The sequence below is a fragment of the Streptomyces sp. NPDC026522 genome, from assembly GCF_055567555.1.
Window position 1 is genome coordinate 198138 of sequence record NZ_JBVHQF010000003.1, and the last position, 19017, is coordinate 217154.

Genomic DNA, 19017 nt, shown 5'->3' on the forward strand with positions numbered 1-19017 from the left:
CACTCACTCCGTAGCTGGGGACGCTTCTCAACGCTTGGTCAATCCGAGCCTACGTGCTCCCCGCGCGCAGCGCCCTACGCCGTGAGGACCAACTCTTTCGAGTGAGAGAGCGGGAGTGCGCGCACCTGCTGGAGCCCTCCTTGTGAGCGGAAATCGCGGGATTCGCCGCCCATCGCGCGTCATTCGAAGGTAGGAAGTGCATGCGCACCATTGCGCACACGCGCACCACCACACGTCAGCGCAGGCAGAGGGAGTGCCGGTGAGTCAGCCGGAGATGCAGCCCGAGGGGCCACCCCGGGATCCCGCAGAGGACGGCGACCTGACCGGCCGGCCGTTTCCTCTCGGGGACTGGGGCGAGCCCGCCGAGCGGCTCGACGAGCTCTACCGGCGGGTCGAGGCCGACGCCCTGCGCACCGCCGAGTGGTACCTGGCCGACCGGGCGCGCAAGCGGCTCGGGGCGCGCACCCTGCGGGCCGGTGCCGCCGCGGGGGCCGTGGCGGGCGCCTCGATGCCGCTGCTGGAGCTGACGGGCTCCGCCCCGGGAGCGTCCTCGTACGGCTACCTGTGCCTGCTGCTCGGTGCGGCCTGCCTGGCCTGCGACCGGTTCTTCGGGCTGACCTCCGGCTGGATGCGGGACGTGGCCACGGCGCAGGCCGTACAGCGCCGGCTGCAGACCCTCCAGTTCGACTGGGCCTCGGAGAACGTACGGGAGGTCCTGGGCCCGACCGAGGGCACGGCGAGCGAGGCGGCGGAGCGCTGCCTGACCGTCCTGCGCCGGTTCTCCGAGGACATCACGGAACTCGTGCGCTCCGAGACGGCGGACTGGATGGTCGAGTTCCGGGCCGGCCCGGCCCCGCTGGTCATGCAGTCGCTGGGCGCCGCGGCCGCCCGGCCGGATCCCGGCGTCCCCCCGGCCCGCTTCGCCCTCCCCCCGGGCACCCGCCCGAACATGCCGCGCCAGCGGCCCCCGGAACAGCCCCGCTGAGGCTGGACCGGGGGGCGCGCGGCGCGCTCAGCTGAAGATGATCATCGAACCCTGGCCGAGGCTGCGGGTCGCCGCCGCGTGGAGTCCCAGCCACACGTGCCGCTCCCGAGCGAAGGGGCTGTCGTCGTACGGGATCGGCCCCGCCGGTTCCTCCAGCGAGGTCGGCCGGCCCGGCGGCGCGGGCGCGGCCGGCGGATTGCCGGGGTCTATCCCGATCGCGGGCGCCACGAAGGCCAGCTCCCGCAGCAGCCCCTGCGCGGAGCCCAGCGGTCCGCCCCCGGCCAGCAGCTCCTCGTTGGCCAGCGGAGCGGGGAAGTCCACCGGGACGTACGCCCCCGCGTGGTCGTAGTGCCAGACGAGGTGCGACTGCTGGGCCGTGGACTCGAACATCTCCAGCAACTGCTCGTAGTCACCGCCCAGCTCGTCGACCGGCGTCACCGGCAGCCCGCAGATCTGGAGCAGGTACGCCCGGCGCAGGAAGTGCAGGGCGTCGTAGTCGAAGCCGGCCACCGGAGCGACGTCGCCGCTCAGGCCCGGCATGTAGGCGAACACCGGGACGGACGGAAGGCCCGCCGCGCCCAGCGCCTTGTCGTACGAGGCGATCTCTTCCGCGAAGGGGTTGTCGGGGCTGTGGCACAGCACGTCGACAAGGGGGACCAGCCACAGGTCACAGGCCACGCGGCCTCCGATCAGTCGTTGCCGCCGATCGGGCCAGCGTAGTGCGCCGGACACGCTCCGCGAAGGGGTCGGCGGCTACCGGCCCGCGACCGGCCCGGGGATCGGCCGCAACCCGGCGGCCCAGTCCAGCCCGTGCTGGTTGTACGCGTGCACGATGCGGCGTACCTCCGCGGCATCGGCCCGCGTCACCGCCTCCACCAGCTCGCGGTGGCCGTCCCACAGGGCCCGCCGCATCTCCTGCGCCGTGGCCCGCTGGAGGTGGGGTACCGAGAAGACCCAGCACTGGACCCGGATCCGGTGCAGGAACTCGGCGATGTACGTGTTGCCGACCAGCCCGCTCAGCTCGCGCCAGAACCGCAGGTCGTAGCCGATCAGCACGTCGAGGGAGCCGCTCTGCGCGGCCCGCCGGGCCTCCTCGGCGCGACGGCGCACGGAGACCAGCAGCTCGGCCGAACCGACCGCGGTGCCGCGTTCGACGAGCCGGCGGAAGATCCCGTCGACGACGAGGATGCGGGCCTCGACCATGCCGCGGAAGTCCTCGACGCTGTAGGTGCGCACCCGGAACCCGCGGTGCTGCACCGACTCCAGCAGGCCCTGTGCCGCGAGGTCCACCAGCGCCTCGCGCACGGGCGTCGCGGAGACCTCGTACTGCTCGGCGATCTGCTTGACCGTGAACTCGGTGCCGGGAGGCAGGCGCGCCGCGAGCACCTCGTCGCGCAGCGCGTCCGCTATCTGCTGGCGAAGTGTGGTGCGGGTGACAGCTCCGCTGCCTGGCATAGGGGTCCGTCTCCTCGGTAGGACTTCGGACACCTTAGGCCAGCCGATACGGCCGAAACTGATCGGTATACAGGGAGATAGCGGACATAGCGCCTGATACTTGGGCGCCCGTGCGCCATGCTGCGCGTGCTGCCGGCCGACCGCGGGCCGATCGGCCGACCGGCCGGTGGCGTGCCGAACCGCCACCGGCCGGTGGCGGCCGGTGGCGGTTGGTGGCGGCCGGTCAGCCGGCCGTCGTGTGGCGGTCGGCCACGTCGAGCGCCGCGTCCAGCAGGGCCAGGCCCTCCTTGGCCTCCGCCTCCGAGACGGTGCAGGGCGGGACGACGTGGGTCCGGTTCATGTTGACGAAGGGCCACAGGCCGGAGGCCTTGCAGGCCGCCGCGAACTCGGCCATCGGCGCGTTGTCGGCGCCCGCCGCGTTGTACGGGACGAGCGGCTCGCGCGTCTCCTTGTCCCGTACGAGTTCCACGGCCCAGAAGGCACCCAGGCCGCGGACCTCCCCGACCGACGGGTGCCGCCGGGCGATGTCGGCGAGCTCGGGGCCGATCACGTCCGCGCCGATGCGGGCGGCGTTCTCCACGACGCCCTCCTCCTCCATCGCGTTGATCGTCGCGACGGCGGCGGCGCAGGCCAGGGGGTGGCCGGAGTACGTCAGGCCGCCCGGGTAGGGGCGGGTGGCGAAGGTCTCGGCGATCGCGCCGGAGATGGCCACGCCGCCGAGCGGCACGTATCCGCTGTTGACGCCCTTGGCGAAGGTGATCAGGTCGGGGGTGACGTCCCAGTGGTCGGCGGCGAACCACTTGCCGGTGCGGCCGAATCCGGACATGACCTCGTCCAGGATGAAGACGATGCCGTACCGGTCGCAGAGCTCGCGGACGCCCGCGAGGTAGCCGGGCGGCGGGGTCATGATCCCGGCCGTGCCCGGCACGGTCTCCAGGATGACCGCCGCGATGGTCTGCGGCCCCTCGAAGGCGATGGTGTCGGCGAGGTGGGTGAGGGCGCGGGCGCACTCCTCGGCCTCGTTGGCCGCGTGGAAGGGCGAGCGGTAGAGGTAGGGGCCCCAGAAGTGCACGACGCCGGCGGCGGCCGTGTCGGAGGGCCAGCGGCGCGGGTCACCGGTGAGGTTGATCGCGGCGGCGGTGGCGCCGTGGTACGAGCGGTAGGTGGACAGCACCTTCGGCCGGCCGGTGTGCAGCCGGGCCATCCGTACGGCGTTCTCGACGGCCTCGGCGCCACCGTTGGTGAAGAAGACCTTGTCGAGGTCGCCCGGGGTGCGCTCGGCGATGAGGCGTGCGGCCTCGGAGCGGACGTCCACGGCGAAACCGGGGGCCAGGGTGCAGAGCTTCCCGGCCTGCTCCTGGATCGCGGCGACGACCTTGGGGTGCTGGTGGCCGATGTTGGTGTTGACCAGCTGGGAGGCGAAGTCGAGGAAGCGGTTCCCGTCGTAGTCCCAGAAGTACGACCCCTCGGCGCCGGCGACGGCCATGGGGTCGATCAGGGCCTGGGCGGACCAGGAGTGGAAGACATGGGCGCGATCGGCGGCCTTGACTGCCGCGCCGGTGACATGAGGGGTCATACGGTCACGCTAGGAGTTCCCAGGGAGGGCGGGACATCGGCGGACTGTATGGGGGTGGCGGCCCGCCCTCGGCAGTCTGTCTGCGGGTGGGGGCGGGGGCCGGGCATTGACAGCTTGCTGCCGATACGACAGCCTGCTGTCCTATGGCGCCTTGGGCGTGGCCTGGGGCGTTGCCCTTCGAGGAGGCGAGCACCATGAGCGACACGTCCCGGGAAGCCCCCCGCAAGCCGGTCCACCTCGCGGTGTACGACACGTACGCGGACTGGGAGACCGGCCACACCACGGCGCACCTCACCCGGCGCGGCCACCGGGTCCGTACGGTCGGCTTCGCCACCGGGGCCCCCGTCACCACCATGGGCGGGCTCCGGATCCAGCCCGACCTCGCGCTGGCCGGTCTGCGCCCCGAGGACTCCTCCCTGCTGATCCTCACGGGCGCCGGACTGTGGGACGCCGGGGACACCCTGGCGCCGTTCGCGGCGAAGGCGCGCGAGTTCCTGGCGGCGGGGGTTCCGGTCGCGGCGATCTGCGGCGCCACGGCCGGCCTGGCCCGGGAGGGGCTGCTGGACGGGCGCCGGCACACGAGCGCCGCCGCCGCGTACCTGGCGGCGCAGCCCGGCTACGCGGGCGGCCCGCACTACGTCGAGGCCGACGCGGTCACGGACGGCGACCTCGTCACGGCGGGGCCGACCGAGCCGGTGGCGTTCGCGCGCGAGGTCTTCGCCCGGCTCGACGTGTACGAGCCGGTCGTGCTGGACGCCTGGTACCGCCTCTTCCACGACTCGGACGCCACCGCGTACCCGGTGCTGATGGCCGCGGCGGAAGCGGAATCCGGCGATGCCTGAGCCGGGGCCCGGGTCCGGGACGGAGTCCGGGCCGCCCGTGCCGCTCTCCGTACGGGGCCGCCAGGAGCTGCTGAGCCGGACGGCCCTCGGCGTCTTCCGGTTGAACGGCCAGTTCCTGGCCGTCTCCGAGGAACTGGCCCGGCCCGCCGGGCTGACGGCGGCGCGCTGGCAGGTGCTGGGCGCGGTGCTCCGCGAACCCCTGCCCGTCGCCGGCATCGCCCGGGCCATGGGCATCACCCGCCAGAGCGTCCAGCGCGTCGCCGATCTGCTGACCGCGCAGGGTCTGGCCGAGTACGTACCGAACCCCGCCCACCGGCGGGCGAAGCTCCTGCGGCCGACGGAGGAAGGGCGCGCGGCGAACGCCCGTATCGCGCCCGGTCACGCGGCGTTGGCCGGGCGGCTGGCCGAGGAACTCGGGGAGGAGGCCTTCGCGGAGACGGTCCGCACCTTGGAACGGCTGTCCGCGGCACTGGAAGCGCTGGACGCGCTGGACGCGCTGGACGCGTCCGGGGAGTAGCGCCGCGCCACGCCAATTGTGTCGAAGTCAATAAGCCTGCAAGCAAAGCTTGTTGCGCGTCGCGGGAGCGTCGCAGACTGCCGCACATGGAGCCGTTGGACGTAGTGGCACGACTGTGGGAGCGGATCGGGGCGCGCGACTGGGACGGCGTCGCCAAGCTGGTCGCCGAGGACGCCGTGATCGAGTGGCCGGTCAGCGGCGAACGCATCGTGGGCCGGGCCAATTTCATCGCCGTCCTCGCCGAGGACGGCGACGCGGGCGGTGACGCTTACGAGGATGCCTACGGAGACGCTTACGGGGACGCGGGCGGGGCGTCCGTGGAAGTCCTGCGCGTCCTCGCCGACGGGGAACTCGTCGTCACCGAGGTGGAGATACCCGAGGACCACGTGGTCTACCGGGCCGTCTCGCTGTGGACGGTGCGGGACGGGGAGATCGTCGGCGCCAGGGAGTACTGGACCAGCCCGGGCCAGGACCCGGCGCCGCGCTGGCGGGCGGGGTACGTCGAGCCGCTGGTCGCGGACTGAGCCGCGATTCGAGGCGGAGGTGCCAGAGTGGGGGCGTGTACCCCCAACTCCTCACCGCCACCGGTGTCCTGGCCCTGCTGACGCTCGTTCCCGGGCCGGACATGGCGATCGTGACGAAGCAGGCCGTTTCGCGCGGGCGCGCCGACGGGCTGCGCACGGTCGGCGGGATCGCCGCCGGGCTGCTCCTCTGGGGCGCCCTGACGGTCGCCGGGCTCGCCGCGCTGCTCGCCGCCTCCGCCGAGGTGTACCTGGTGGTCAAGCTCGCGGGCGCGGGATACCTCTGCTTCCTCGGCGTGCGGTCGCTGCGCCACGCGGGCGCCGAGCCGGCCGTGGCGGCCGCACCGGGCGGCCGCGGGGGAAGCGCCTGGCGCACCGGTTTGGTCAGCAACGCGCTGAACCCGAAGATCGCCGTCTTCTACACGGGCCTGCTGCCCACCCTCGCCCCGGCCGGCCTGCGCCCGGCGGCGGGCATGGCACTGCTCGTGGGGGTCCACGTACTGCTGACCCTGCTCTGGCTGGGCACGTACGTGTACGTCCTCTCCCGCGCCCGGCGCTTCTTCGCGCGCCCGCGCGTCCGCCGGGCCCTGGACCGGGTGACGGGCGCGGTCCTGATCGCCTTCGGCGTGCGGGTGGCGACGGCGGCCTCGTAGCCCATCGGCCCCTACCTCAGGGTGAGCCGGTCGAGTTCCTCGCCGATGGCGAGCCGCAGCCTGTCGTGGCGGGGTGCCAGCGCGTAGCGCTCGCCGCGCCAGAACTGTGGGTCCGGGTACCGCCAGACGGGCTGCCGGAGGAGGTCGGCGGGCTCCCAGTCGTAGCGGGGCCAGATGTGGGCGTGGAGGTACGGATCGGTATTGCCGAGGATCTCGATGTTGACGCGGCGGAACGCCGGATCGAGCCGCGTGCAGGCGCGTTCGACGGCTTCGGCGAGCCGTTCCAGGTCGGTGAGGTATGCGGTCCGACGGGGGCGGGCCAGGTCGGAGAGCCGGGTCGCGGCGGGGTCGTCCGTCAGCAGGACGGAGTAGCCGGGCAGGAACTGCCGGTCTCCGATCACCGCGAACCCGGCGTCGAGCCGGCGCATGACGGTGGGGTTCCGGCCCCGGTGCGCGTTGCCGATGCGGTCTTCCCGCCAGTCGCCGTCACCCATGGCCGTGCTCCTTCCGGTGCTTCCGGTGCTCTGCTCCCGGTCCCTGCTCGGCGCGGGCGCCGAAGACGGCCGCCGACCTGCGGCGGGGCGGCCGGGGTGTCGCGCCCGCCGCGACACGGCCCGGGTGCCGGCCCGCTTCACGACGACGTGTGCCAGCGCCGCCGGCGACGGGGCGGTGACGGGCGCGGGGCGTGCCGGGCCGGACGTGCCCGTCTGCGGGCCGGCCCGGCCCCCGACCACGTGTGCCGCCCCGGCCGTGATGGCGGCGCCACGGTCCGGGCGCCCTGGCCCCCACCTCCGGCGCACCGCGCAGCCCCGGCGCCCTGCGGCGAACGCGACCAGCCACACCGACGGCACAGGGTGTACCGGGCCGGACACGCCCGTCCGCCGATCCACCGGGCCACCCGCCCCCGGCGCCCTGCGGCCCGGCCGGGCCGCGGTGCGCTGCCGACGGACCAGCCGCCCGGCCACACCGCCGGCTCTCGGTATGCCGGGCAGGACATCCCCGCCCACGGATACATCGGACGCCGCGACCCCGACGCCAGGATCCGGGCCCCCACCCCGGCGCACCGCGCAGGCCCGGCGCCCTGAGGCCACGCCACGGCAACCGGCGCGACCAGGGCCCCCACCCCGGCCGGCAGAGCCGGCTGGGCGAGCCACCCCAGCCAGCGGCGGCGCAGGGCGTACCGGGCCGGACGCACCCGGCCGCCGACCCACCGGCCGGCGGGGCCTCCCGGCTACCCGGTCCGGCCACCCGGACCGGCCGCAGACCGCTCCTCGCCGAAGGCCGCCCGGGCTCTTGGGCCGCTGGATAACGCCCCGTCAATGTGCCTGCTCAAAGCCGCGCATGGGACTGGAGTAGCCCGCCTCATACCTGAGAGCTACCTGCGAAGGCCGCTCCCCAGCGGGACGCCGACGAGAGGGGCTGATTCCTAACTTCGGTACCAGAGACGAACGCCCGCTCTCCGGACCGAAGGACACCCTCATGAACGCCACTGGCAGCCGCCTGAAACGCACCCTGCTGGCCGGGCTCGTCGCGGCGGCCGTGGTGCTTCCCGTCTCCGCCGCGGCCTCCCCCGACGTGCCGGCACCGAAGCCCGTCGCGTTCGCCGCGACCACCGCCCCGCACAGCCGGTACGCCGCGAACCTCGGCAACATCACCGAAGCGGCCCGGAAGGCGCAGGAAGCCGGCCGCATCGGGCGGGCGGCGAAGTTGCGGGCGATGGCGCAGGGTTCGGGCGGCGACGGGGTTCCCGCCCGTTTCCTCGCCTTCGACGGCCGGGGGCAGGGCCGGGCCGTCGAGGTGTTCGGTGACCTGGAGGGCGCCGACCGGGTCACCGTCCTGGTGCCCGGCTCCGACACCACGCTGGACACCTACCAGAGATTCCGTGCCGGGGCGGTCGCCCTTGCGCAGCGCCTCCAGGCGGAGCACCCGAGCTCCGCCGTGGTCGCCTGGCTCGGCTACGACACCCCCGGCACGGTCAGTACCACGGTCCTGACGGCCTCCCGCGCCGATACGGCCGCCGCCGAACTGGCCCCCTTCCTGTCCGGCTTGGAGGACCTCACCCGCCCCGGGACCCGGATCTCGCTGCTCTGCCACTCCTACGGCTCCGTGGTCTGCGCCCGGACCCGTACCGGCCCCAAGGTCACCGACCTCGTGCTGTACGGCAGTCCGGGTACGGGCGCCGACTCCGCGGCCGCGCTGCACACCCCGGCCCAGGTGTGGGCGGGGCGCGGCAGCCGCGACTGGATCGGCAGCGTCCCCCATGTCCGGTTCGGCGGCGTCGGGTTCGGTACCGATCCCGTCGACCCGGCCTTCGGCGCCCGCGCGTTCGCCGCCGGGAGCGCAGGGCACAGCGACTACCTCAAACCCGGCACCACATCCCTCGACGGCCTGGCCCGCATCGTCATCGGGCCCGGGCCCGCCACCACGTCGCCGGAGGTCTCCCATGCGTAGGGTCCACGCCCGCTGGTCCCGGCTCGCGGACCGCGTCCACGCCGGGACCCCGGCCTCCCGAGACCGCAGCGTGGACGCCTTGCGCGCCCTGGCCATCCTCGGCGTGGTGCTGGGCCACTGGCTCGTCACCGCCCTGACGGCGGGCGACGGCGGCCTGAGCAGCACGAGCCCGCTGGCGCACATGCCGTGGCTGGCGCCCGTCTCGTGGGTGTTCCAGACGCTGGCCGTGTTCTTCCTGGTCGGCGGCCATGTCGCGGCCCAGGGGTACGCCTCGGCCCGGGCGCGCGGAGCTGCGTACCGCACGTGGGCCGGGCAGCGGCTGGGCCGGCTGTTCCGGCCGGTGGCCGCGGTGCTCACGCTGTGGGGCGTCGCGTCCGTCGGGATGCTGCTCGGCGGGGTGGCACCGGACACCCTCCGCACCCTGCTGCGGCTCGTCCTGTCCCCGCTGTGGTTCCTGCTGGTCTTCGCGGCGCTGACCGCCGCGACGCCGCTGGTGGCCCGGCTCCATCCGGTGTGGCCGCTGGCCGTGGTCGCCGGCGTGGATGCCTGGCGGTTCGGCCTCGGGGGCCCCGAGTGGGTCGGCTGGGTCAATGTCGCCGCCGGCTGGCTCGTCCCCTTCACGCTGGGCGCCGCCTGGTCCCGCGGCGCGTTCGCCCGCCGCGCCCCGGCAGTGGCCCTGTTCGCGGCGGGCGCCGTCGCCACCGCCGGGCTCGTCCTGTGGGGTGGGTATCCCGCGTCGATGGTGGGGGTCCCGGGCGCCCCGGTTTCCAACCTCAATCCGCCCACCCTCGCCGCCGTGAGCTTCGCTCTGGCCCAGTGCGGCCTGGCCCTGCTGGTCCGGGAACCGCTCGCCCGGGCCATGCGGCGGCCCCGGGCCTGGGCGAAGGTGGCCCTGCTGAACCTGTCCGCGATGACGGTCTTCCTCTGGCACCAGACCGCGATGATGGCCGTCACCGCCCTCGGGCTCCTCGTCTCACCGGATCTGCCCGGGCTGCACACCGTGCCCGGCTCTGCGGAGTGGATAGCGAGCCGACTGCTGTGGCTGCCCCTGTTCGCCGCCGCGCTGGCCGTCTGCTGGGCCGCGTTCCACGCGTACGAGCAGGCCGCTTCCCCGCGCCGCGCCCCCGTCACCCGGCCCTCTCCGGCTCCCCCCGGCCTCCGGGGGGCTCCGATCAGCGAGGTCACCCGTGCCTAGGCTGACCGATGTGAATGTGCAGAGCGAGTCCCCGTTCCCGGCCCTCCTGACGCCTGGCCGCGACCGGCGCGGTCTGGCAGGGGAGTTGTTCACGTTGCGGAAGGATCCGCTTCCACCGATGGCGCGGCCCCGCTGGCTGGCCCGGCTGCCCCACGCCCTGGTCGGCTACGCGGCCCTGTTCTTCGGCTTCCTCACCTTGGTGCAGCTCCAGGACCACTACGACGCCCACGGCCCCGGCAGCGTCCTGTTGTCGATCTTCACCGGCTTCTCCCTCGTGATCGCGATGTTCCGGCCGGTCGCGGCCTGGTGGCTGGGCCTGCTGACCGCCGCCTTCATCGCCTGGACGATCCACGGCCAGGTCGGGCCGGGCCAGCTCTGGCCGTGGACGGCCATCGGACCGTTCTCCTTCGCCCCGCTGGTCCTGCTGGTGGCCCTGCGCGTACCGCCCCGGGTGACCATCGCCGTCATCGGCGTCTCGCTCGCCGCCACCGCCGCGGCCGAAGGGTTCTTCCGGCCGGAGAAGGCCCAGAGCAGCTTCGTCGTGGCCCTCCTCGTCTTCGGTTTCGCCGGGCTCCTCGGCTATGCGCTGCGGGCGATGCGCCTTGCCCGCGGCCAGCTCGTCGCACAGGAGACCCTGACCGAGGAGGAGCGGGCGCGGCGGACCCTGCTGGAGGAGCGCAGCCGGATCGCCCGCGAGCTGCACGACGTCGTCGCACACCACATGTCGGTGATCTCCATCCAGGCTCAGGTCGCCCCGCACTTGGTGGAGAACCCGTCCGAGGAACTCAAGGAGAACCTGGCGGGCATCCGGGAGAACGCGCTGGAGGCCCTCACCGAACTGCGCCGCGTCCTCGGTGTGCTGCGCTCCGAGCATCCCGACGACCCGGCGAACCCGCACCATCCGCAGCCCACCCTCGCCGAACTCGACGCCCTCGTGGACAACGTGCGGGCGGCCGGGCTGGAGGTCACCACGCAGACAGCGGGTGTCCGGCGGCCCCTGACCCCGGGCACCGAGCTCACCGCGTACCGGATCGTGCAGGAGGCGCTGAGCAACTGCCTGCGCCACGCGCCGGGCTCCCGGGTCGAGGTGGGGATCGCGTACGGGCCGCGCGAGTTGCACCTGTGCGTCGCCAACAGCGCTCCGACCCGGGTGGCCGCGCCGTCCCCCGGCGCCGGGCACGGGCTGCTGGGGATGCGCGAGCGGGCGGGCATGCTGGGTGGCGAACTGGCCGCCGGCCCCCGCCCCGGCGGCGGGTACGAGGTGAGCGCCGTGCTGCCCATGGATCTGCCCGGGGGCGCCGCGCCCGGGACCGACGAGACGGAGAAGGCCTCATGAGCGCCCCGATCAAGGTGATGATCGCCGACGACCAGATGATGGTCCGGCAGGGGTTCACCGTGCTGTTGAACGCTCAGCCCGACATAGAGGTCGTCGGCCAGGCCGTGGACGGCGCCGAGGCGGTGACGAAGGTCGCCGAACTCCGCCCCGATGTGGTGCTGATGGACATCCGCATGCCCGGTATGGGCGGCATCGAGGCGACGTCCGTCATCACCGCCGACCACGCCGCCGCCGTGAAGGTGCTCGTCCTGACCACCTTCGACCTGGACGAGTACGTGTACGAGGCCTTGCGCGCCGGGGCCTCCGGCTTCCTCCTCAAGGACGCGTCGGCGGACCAGCTCGCCGAAGCCGTGCGCGTGGTGGCGGCCGGTGAGGCATTGCTGTCGCCGAACATCACCAAACGGCTGATCACCGAGTTCTCCCGGCTGGGGGCACCCCGGGCGCCGTCCCGGGCGCGGATCGACGAGCTGACGGAGCGGGAGACGGAGGTGCTGTCGCTGATCGCGCAGGGCCTGTCCAACGCGGAGATCGCCCGGCACCTGGTCCTGGCAGAACAGACCGTCAAGACGCATGTGAGCCGCGTCCTGGTGAAGCTGGGCCTGCGCGACCGGACGCAGGCCGCGGTGTTCGCGTACGAGACGGGCCTGGTCCGTCCGACGGGCTACTGACGCACCGCCGTAGTACTTGAGGGGGAGCCGCGGATATCCCCACCAGCGGCGACGCGGATGAGGGGGGCGTGGACCTACGGTTCAGACATGACCGAGACGACCGCCGGGGGGACAGCCCGGACACCGGAACTGACAATGGCTTCGGGGCTGCTGAAGATCCTGCGCCAGGACCTGATCAGCGATGCGTTCGCCTACCGTCCCCTGCGGCCGGTGCGGGCGCGCGGCCCGCTGCTGCGGCTGCTGCCCGCGGGGATACGCGCGAGGGCCGGCTACCTTCCGCACGCGCTGGTGGGACTGATCGTGGTGATCATCCTGGTGTCCAGCAGCGTCAACTCCTACGGTGTGCCGCATTCCCTGCGCCTGTTCACGGGCCTGATAGCGGCGGCCCCGGTCGTGATGACCCTGGTGCGTCCCATGGGGGCGTTCTGGGTGGCGCTGGGTACGACGGCCTTCCTCTCGCTCGTCGAGGACCGGAACGTCGCCTGGCCGTGGTCGCCGACGAGTTTCGTCGCCTACCTCGCGGTGCTGACCATCGTGGCCATGCGGAGCCGGCCCCGGGTGGCCTGCTGGCTGTGGGTGATCACCGTGGTGTTCGGGACGGCGATGCCCGTGCTCACGAGCACCTACGAGTCGGTCAACGCGGCTCCCATGGCGTTCGTCTCCGCCCTCACCCTGCTGACGGTCACGGTCCGCAACACCCGTCGCCAGGCCGAGCGGGAGGTCACCGCACAACAGCAGGTGACGGCCGTCGAGCGGGACCGGCGCACGCTCCTGGAGGAGCGGACGACCATCGCGCGCGAGCTGCACGACGTGGTCGCGCACCACATGTCCGTGGTGGCGATCCAGGCGGAGGCCGCGCCGTACCGGGTGAAGAATCCGCCGGCGGAGTTGGAGGCGGCGTTCGTCACCATCCGGGAGAACGCGGTGGCGGCACTGACGGAGCTGCGGCGGGTGCTGGGGGTGGTGCGCTCCGCGGACTACGAGGCGCCGGACGCGCCGCAGCCGACGCTGGCCTCGCTGGACGGGCTGCTGGCCAATGTGCGGGAGGCCGGGCTGAGCGTGGAGAAGACGGTCACGGGGGCGGTCCGGGAGCTGCCGCAGGGCGTGGAGCTGTCGGCGTACCGGATCATCCAGGAGGCGCTGAGCAACTCGTTGCGGCACGCGCCGGGGGCGGCGGCCGGGGTGGAGGTGTCGTACGTGCTCGGCGGTCTGGGGGTACGGGTCGTCAACGGGCCGCCGACGGAGAAGGTCCCGCCTTCGCCGGGCGCGGGGCACGGGATCACCGGGATGCGGGAGCGGGTGGCCATGCTGGACGGAGAGATGACGGCCGGGGAGACGGCGGCGGGCGGGTACGAAGTGGCCGTGTTCATACCGGTGCGCCGGGCTCCGGAGTCGTCGCCCTCGGCGACGAGCGCGTCCCCGGCCGCGCTGCCACCCTCACCGCGGGAGCGCTCGGCATGACGATCAAGGTGCTGATCGTCGATGACCAGATGATGGTCCGCGAGGGCTTCTCCGTCCTGCTGAACGCGATGGAAGGGATCGAGGTGGTCGGCGAAGCGGTCGACGGCCGTCAGGCCATCGCGCAGGTGAGCGCCCTGCGGCCGGATGTGGTGCTCATGGACATCCGGATGCCGGAGATGAACGGGCTGGAGGCGACGCGGCGGATCGTGGCCGCCGACACGAACGCGAAGGTGCTGGTGCTGACGACCTTCGACCTGGACGAGTACGTGTACCAGGCCCTGCGGGCGGGCGCGTCGGGGTTCCTGCTCAAGGACGCGTCCGCGCGGCAGCTGGCTGAAGGGGTGCGGGTGGTGGCGGGTGGTGAGGCGCTGCTGGCCCCCTCGGTGACCAAGCGGCTGATCTCCGAGTTCTCGAAGCTCGCGGAGGCGCCGAAGCTCGCGGACCCGGCCGGGGTCGTGCAGCTGACGGAGCGGGAGACGGAGGTCCTGATCCTGATCGCCCAGGGCCTGGCGAACGCGGAGATAGCGGACCGGCTGGTCGTGGCGGAGTCCACGATCAAGACCCATGTGAGCCGGATCCTGGTCAAGTTGGGCTTGCGCGACCGTACCCAGGCGGCGGTGTTCGCGTACGAGACCCGTCTGGTGACCCCGGGGTGAGGGGAAATCAGGCCGGTCGGCAGGCAGCCGGCGGCGGAAGGGAGGAAGAGGCGTGATCTCGATCTAGGCTGCGGGGATGCGCTTTGATCCGTGGGATGCCGCGTTCGTAGCCGACCCGTATCCCGCCTACCGGGAGCTGCGCGAGCAGGGGCGGGCGGTGTGGTCGGAGGCGACCGGCCAGTGGCTGGTGCCGCACTACGCCGATGTGAGCGCGTTGCTGCGGGACCGGCGGCTGGGGCGCACCTACCTGCACCGGTTCACGCACGAGGAGTTCGGGCGGCAGGCTCCGCCGCCGGAGCACGAGCCGTTCCATGTCCTCAACGGCAACGGGCTGTTGGACCTGGAGGACCCCGCGCACGCGCGGGTGCGGCGGCTGGTGGCGAAGGCCTTCACCCCGCGCACCGTGGAGCGTCTCGCGCCCGCCGTCGAGCGGCTGGCCGGGGAGCTGGCCGGCGCCCTGCTGGCCGACGGGGGCGGCGACCTGCTGACCGCCGTGGCGGAGCCGCTCCCGGTCGCGGTGATCGCGGAACTGCTCGGGATCCCGGAGTCCGACCGCGCACTGCTGCGGCCCTGGTCAGCGGACATCTGCGGGATGTTCGAGCTCCGGCCCGACGAGGAGACGGCGCGGCGGGCCGTCCGGGCGAGCGTCGAGTTCAGCGACTACCTGCGCGGTCTGATCGCCGAGCGGCGGGGGCGCCCCGGGGCGGACCTGATCTCCGCCCTGATCGCCGCCCACGACGAGGAGGGCCGGCTCAGCGAGCAGGAGATGATCTCCACCTGTGTGCTGCTGCTCAACGCGGGCCACGAGGCGACGGTCAACACCACCGTCAACGGCTGGTGGGCACTGTTCCGCAATCCCGCACAGCTGGACGACCTCCGCCGCCGTCCCGAAAAGTTGTCCACAGCTGTGGATGAACTCATGCGGTACGACACACCCCTACAAATGTTCGAACGCTGGGTGCTGGACGAGATCCGGATCGGCGACACAGTCATCCCGCGCGGCGCCGAGGTCGCACTGCTCTTCGGTTCCGCCAACCGGGACCCGGCGCGCTTCGAGAACCCCGACGCGCTGGACCTCGTACGCACCGACAACCCCCACCTGACCTTCGGGGCGGGGATCCACTACTGCCTGGGCGCTCCGCTGGCCCGACTGGAGCTCACGGCCTCGTTCGGCGCCCTGCTGGCCCCCGGGGCACCGCCGCTGCGGCTGGCGGCGGAGCCGCAGTGGCGGGACGGGTACGTCATCCGGGGGCTGCGGGAGCTGCTGGTCACCTGCTAGCGGCGGGCCCCGCGGCCGACGGCGTCAGCGCGGCACGGTGAGGGACCAGGCAGCCGGGCGCAGGGTCCACGTGCGCCGGCGCAGCGGGCCGGTCACGGCGGCGTGGTCGGCGCGGTAGCGGAAGTCCGCGCCCGACACCGTCACCGTCGCGGCCCGCCGGGTAAGCGCCGCGCACCCCGCGAGCCGGACCACCACCTCCGCCGGGCCGCCCGGCTCCCGGGTGACCACCGCGACGTCCTGCACGGGGTGGTCCACATCCGCCAGCACCGTCCCGTCCGCCTCCACCCGCAGCCGGTGCACCGGCCCCGCCTCCGGCTGCCCGGCCCCCGGCGGGCCCGGCAGCAGCATCCGGAGCAACGACCGGTAGCTCCGTACGGGTGGAACCTGCTTCCGGGCCGGCGGCGGGATCCGCAGGCCACCCAGCACCACCCCGTCGCTGTCGTCCACCAGCAGGTCCCGCGCTTGGACCGCCCCGTCCAGCGCCGCCCGCGCCGCCATCACCGCCGACAGCGGCACGCCCAGCGACCCCGCCAGGGTGAGGGAGCCCACCGGCCCCACCGGGATCAGCGACAGGGGCTCCCCCGACAGGTCACGCGAGCGGTGCAAGAGGGTCACCGCCCGTAGCAGCGCCCCGTCGTCGCCGACGATCACCGGCCGTCGATGGCCCCGGCGGGCGAGTGCCCGCGCGAACTCCTCCGGCGAGTCGGGCAGAGAAACTTTCGCCGCGGCACCGGCGCACAACACATCTTTCGCGATCCGCACGGACTCGCCGTCAAGACGGCGGGCGACCGGGTCGACGAGCACGAGCAGGCCGCCTACCGGCGCGCCCGCATGGCTCATGGTGGGCTCTGGAGCCGACACCTCGGTCCTTCCTCGGGTAGCATCTTTGTGCAAGAGGCCCTTGCGCTATTGCGCCAGGGCCTTCGTCTATTCCGGGGTACCGGTCCGACGGCTCAGCCTGCGGTGTACATCGTCGTACGCCCCCTGACCTTGGACATGCCCCATCCGGAAGAGGTGTACGCCTGTGCCCGCTCTTGTGCTGCTCGGAGCTCAGTGGGGTGACGAGGGCAAGGGAAAGGCCACCGACCTGCTCGGTGGATCCGTTGACTATGTGGTGCGCTACCAGGGCGGCAACAACGCCGGCCACACGGTTGTCGTAGGCGACCAGAAGTACGCGCTGCACCTTCTCCCTTCCGGCATCCTCTCCCCCGGATGCACGCCGGTCATCGGCAACGGTGTCGTCGTCGACCCGGCCGTCCTGCTCTCCGAGCTGCGCGGCCTGAACGAGCGCGGCATCGACACCTCCAAGCTGCTCATCAGCGGCAACGCGCACCTGATCACGCCGTACAACGTCACCCTCGACAAGGTCGGCGAGCGTTTCCTCGGCAAGCGCAAGATCGGTACGACCGGCCGCGGCATCGGCCCGACGTACGCCGACAAGATCAACCGCATCGGCATCCGCGTCCAGGACCTCTACGACGAGTCGATCCTCCAGCAGAAGGTCGAAGCGGCGCTGGAGGGCAAGAACCAGCTCCTCGCCAAGCTCTACAACCGCCGCGCGATCGACGCCGCCGCGATCGTGGAGGAGATGCTCCAGTACGCGGAGCAGATCAAGCCGTACGTCGCCGACACCACCCTGATCCTCAACAACGCGCTGGACGAGGACAAGGTCGTGCTGTTCGAGGGCGGCCAGGGCACGCTGCTCGACGTCGACCACGGCACGTACCCCTTCGTGACGTCGTCCAACCCGACCGCGGGCGGCGCCTGCACCGGTACCGGTGTCGGCCCGACGAAGATCAGCCGCGTCATCGGCATCCTCAAGGCCTACACGACCCGCGTCGGCGCGGGCCCGTTCCCGACCGAGCTGTTCGACCAGGACGGCGAGGACCTGCGCCGCATCGGCGGCGAGCGCGGTGTGACCACCGGCCGTGACCGCCGCTGCGGCTGGTTCGACGCCCCGATCGCCCGCTACGCCACGCGGGTGAACGGCCTGACGGACTTCTTCCTCACCAAGCTGGACGTGCTGACCGGCTGGGAGCAGATCCCGGTCTGCGTCGCGTACGAGATCGACGGCAAGCGCGTCGAGGAGCTGCCGTACTCGCAGTCTGACTTCCACCACGCGAAGCCGATCTACGAGAACCTCCCCGGCTGGTCCGAGGACATCACCAAGGCCAAGACCTTCGCGGACCTCCCGAAGAACGCCCAGGCGTACGTCAAGGCGCTGGAGGAGATGTCGGGCGCCCCGATCTCGGCGATCGGCGTCGGCCCGGGCCGGACCGAGACGATCGAGATCAACTCGTTCCTGTAGGGCCACCCGTCCTGTGGGACCGCTGTTGCCATAGGACCGCGTTCCCGTAGGACCGCGTTCCCGTAGGACCACGTTCCCCTAGGACCACTGGTCGATCCGCCCGCCGAGGGGGCCGGGTGCCACCGCGCACCCGGCCCCCTCGGCCGGTCAGGCGGAGCGGTGGACCAGCAGCAGGGTGTACGTGCCCGTGACCGTGTCGTGCACCGGGGTCAGCGCCGGCGTGTTGCGGCTGTCGTGCTCGTCCAGGTCCGTGCCCTCGTCCCAGCTCCGGCCGTCGAAGACCGCGTGCCGGAGCCGGTCCGCGCGGGACGACGGGTACACCGCGTGCAGCCTGCCGTCGTACGAGGCCACGGCCGCCCCGCGGCGGCTGGTGTGGCCCTCGCCCAGCGGGGCGGGCTTGTGCCAGCCGGTGCCGTCGTAGACCGCGTGCATCAGGCGGGCGTCGTCCGTGCCGAAGCGGTAGACGAGGTGGATCGCGCCCTCGTGGACGGTGGCGGACAGGTTCGCCGGGCAGCCGTTCTTGCTCCAGACGCGCAGCATCCCGTACGCGCCGTCGCCCCCGGCCGGCCTCTCCCACGGTCCGCCCGCCGTCCGCGCCACCCGGTGGATGATCTTCCCGTGCAGCGGTGCGACGGCGAGCAGGTGCAGCGCGTCCCCGTACGAGACCAGCGCCGGGGCGATCCCGTCCTCCAGGGCCACCGTCGGGGCGGGCGCCTGCGGTCCGTCCCCGGCGAGCGGGGTGACGGCGACGCACCGGCGGCCCGACGGCTCGCCGAGGGTGTACGCGCAGTGGAGTCCGCCGTCGTGGACGGTCAGGGCCGGCGTGTCGACCGCCTCGCCGAGCAGCCGTTCCCGGGTGACCTCACCCCGCAGTACGTCCAGCAGTTCCGGCGCGTAGGTGGTCACCCGCAGCGGCAGGTACCGCCCGTCCTGCTGCCGCGCGCCCCGGTGAGCGCAGTACAGCTTGCCCTCGTGGACGGCGATCGCGGGCGCCGCCGCGCTGGTCCGGTCGGCGAAGACCTGGTCGGCCTGCCAGCCGCCCGCCGTGCTGTAGACGGAAAGCCAGAGCTTCCGCTCGTCCTCGGCCATGCATGCTCCCCTTCGCTCGACCGGA

General features: G+C 73.0%; 19 protein-coding genes. 13 read left to right on the forward strand and 6 right to left on the reverse strand.

What is annotated here, in order from left to right; genetic code table 11:
- The first annotated feature begins 259 nt into the window (after positions 1–259).
- Positions 260–985, forward strand: coding sequence for an SLATT domain-containing protein (locus ACZ4M3_RS09250; RefSeq protein WP_453351817.1), 726 nt, complete (start codon positions 260–262; stop codon positions 983–985).
- Positions 986–1012: 27 nt separating this feature from the next.
- On the opposite strand, the gene ACZ4M3_RS09255 is transcribed toward ACZ4M3_RS09250, so the two are convergent.
- From ACZ4M3_RS09255 to ACZ4M3_RS09265, 3 genes are all read right to left on the reverse strand, one after another.
- Positions 1013–1663, reverse strand: a complete 651-nt coding sequence (locus ACZ4M3_RS09255) for a hypothetical protein (RefSeq protein WP_467730995.1) — start codon at positions 1661–1663, stop codon at positions 1013–1015.
- Positions 1664–1738: 75 nt separating this feature from the next.
- Entirely contained in the window at positions 1739–2440 is a 702-nt protein-coding gene (locus tag ACZ4M3_RS09260) for a GntR family transcriptional regulator (RefSeq protein ID WP_467730996.1), read from the reverse strand.
- A 223-nt stretch (positions 2441–2663) separates the two neighbouring features.
- Positions 2664–4016, reverse strand: a complete 1353-nt coding sequence (locus tag ACZ4M3_RS09265) for an aminotransferase class III-fold pyridoxal phosphate-dependent enzyme (RefSeq protein WP_467730997.1) — start codon at positions 4014–4016, stop codon at positions 2664–2666.
- A 194-nt stretch (positions 4017–4210) separates the two neighbouring features.
- Here ACZ4M3_RS09265 and ACZ4M3_RS09270 point away from each other — a divergent pair, with 194 nt between their 5' ends.
- The 4 genes from ACZ4M3_RS09270 (at position 4211) to ACZ4M3_RS09285 (ending at position 6549) form a co-directional block, all read left to right on the forward strand.
- Positions 4211–4858 carry a DJ-1/PfpI family protein gene (locus ACZ4M3_RS09270; protein WP_467730998.1) on the forward strand — a complete coding sequence of 216 codons (648 nt, stop codon included), beginning with the start codon at positions 4211–4213 and terminating at the stop codon, positions 4856–4858.
- A complete protein-coding gene (locus ACZ4M3_RS09275; protein ID WP_467730999.1) occupies positions 4851–5375 on the forward strand; it encodes a MarR family winged helix-turn-helix transcriptional regulator in 525 nt (174 codons plus the stop codon). The genes ACZ4M3_RS09270 and ACZ4M3_RS09275 overlap by 8 nt, the downstream gene beginning before the upstream one ends.
- Positions 5376–5461: 86 nt before the next feature.
- Positions 5462–5899: a nuclear transport factor 2 family protein gene (locus ACZ4M3_RS09280; RefSeq protein ID WP_467731000.1), complete on the forward strand. Its 438-nt coding sequence runs from the start codon at positions 5462–5464 to the stop codon at positions 5897–5899.
- Positions 5900–5934: 35 nt separating this feature from the next.
- Positions 5935–6549, forward strand: a complete 615-nt coding sequence (locus ACZ4M3_RS09285) for a LysE family translocator (RefSeq protein ID WP_467731001.1) — start codon at positions 5935–5937, stop codon at positions 6547–6549.
- Positions 6550–6560: 11 nt separating this feature from the next.
- On the opposite strand, the gene ACZ4M3_RS09290 is transcribed toward ACZ4M3_RS09285, so the two are convergent.
- On the reverse strand, positions 6561–7043 hold the full coding sequence (locus ACZ4M3_RS09290) for an HIT family protein (protein WP_467731002.1): 483 nt from the start codon (positions 7041–7043) through the stop codon (positions 6561–6563).
- A gap of 985 nt (positions 7044–8028) precedes the next feature.
- Between ACZ4M3_RS09290 and ACZ4M3_RS09295 the strand changes: the two genes are divergently transcribed.
- The 7 genes from ACZ4M3_RS09295 (at position 8029) to ACZ4M3_RS09325 (ending at position 15595) form a co-directional block, all read left to right on the forward strand.
- The gene (locus tag ACZ4M3_RS09295; RefSeq protein WP_467731003.1) at positions 8029–9000 is read left to right on the forward strand and encodes an alpha/beta hydrolase; all 972 of its coding nucleotides are present in this window, start codon (positions 8029–8031) and stop codon (positions 8998–9000) included.
- Positions 8993–10195 carry an acyltransferase family protein gene (locus ACZ4M3_RS09300; protein WP_467731004.1) on the forward strand — a complete coding sequence of 401 codons (1203 nt, stop codon included), beginning with the start codon at positions 8993–8995 and terminating at the stop codon, positions 10193–10195. The genes ACZ4M3_RS09295 and ACZ4M3_RS09300 overlap by 8 nt, the downstream gene beginning before the upstream one ends.
- Positions 10196–10313: 118 nt before the next feature.
- On the forward strand, positions 10314–11531 hold the full coding sequence (locus tag ACZ4M3_RS09305; protein WP_467731005.1) for a sensor histidine kinase: 1218 nt from the start codon (positions 10314–10316) through the stop codon (positions 11529–11531).
- On the forward strand, positions 11528–12199 hold the full coding sequence (locus ACZ4M3_RS09310; protein WP_467731006.1) for a response regulator: 672 nt from the start codon (positions 11528–11530) through the stop codon (positions 12197–12199). Before ACZ4M3_RS09305 ends, ACZ4M3_RS09310 begins: the two co-directional genes overlap by 4 nt.
- Before the next feature lie 87 nt (positions 12200–12286).
- Positions 12287–13660 (forward strand): sensor histidine kinase, encoded by a 1374-nt coding sequence (locus ACZ4M3_RS09315; protein ID WP_467731007.1) that lies wholly within the window; start codon positions 12287–12289, stop codon positions 13658–13660.
- Positions 13657–14316 (forward strand): response regulator, encoded by a 660-nt coding sequence (locus ACZ4M3_RS09320; protein WP_467731008.1) that lies wholly within the window; start codon positions 13657–13659, stop codon positions 14314–14316. The genes ACZ4M3_RS09315 and ACZ4M3_RS09320 overlap by 4 nt, the downstream gene beginning before the upstream one ends.
- Before the next feature lie 76 nt (positions 14317–14392).
- Positions 14393–15595 carry a cytochrome P450 gene (locus ACZ4M3_RS09325; RefSeq protein ID WP_467731009.1) on the forward strand — a complete coding sequence of 401 codons (1203 nt, stop codon included), beginning with the start codon at positions 14393–14395 and terminating at the stop codon, positions 15593–15595.
- Between the two features lie 24 nt (positions 15596–15619).
- Here ACZ4M3_RS09325 and ACZ4M3_RS09330 read toward each other — a convergent pair whose 3' ends face one another.
- Positions 15620–16435: a diacylglycerol kinase family protein gene (locus tag ACZ4M3_RS09330; RefSeq protein WP_467731334.1), complete on the reverse strand. Its 816-nt coding sequence runs from the start codon at positions 16433–16435 to the stop codon at positions 15620–15622.
- A gap of 184 nt (positions 16436–16619) precedes the next feature.
- Here ACZ4M3_RS09330 and ACZ4M3_RS09335 point away from each other — a divergent pair, with 184 nt between their 5' ends.
- Positions 16620–17903, forward strand: a complete 1284-nt coding sequence (locus ACZ4M3_RS09335) for an adenylosuccinate synthase (RefSeq protein WP_190186053.1) — start codon at positions 16620–16622, stop codon at positions 17901–17903.
- 147 nt (positions 17904–18050) lie between these two features.
- Here the strand turns inward: ACZ4M3_RS09335 and ACZ4M3_RS09340 are convergent, their stop codons facing one another.
- Complete coding sequence (locus ACZ4M3_RS09340; protein WP_467731010.1) at positions 18051–18992, reverse strand: hypothetical protein; 942 nt, start codon at positions 18990–18992, stop codon at positions 18051–18053.
- Positions 18993–19017 lie beyond the last annotated feature (25 nt).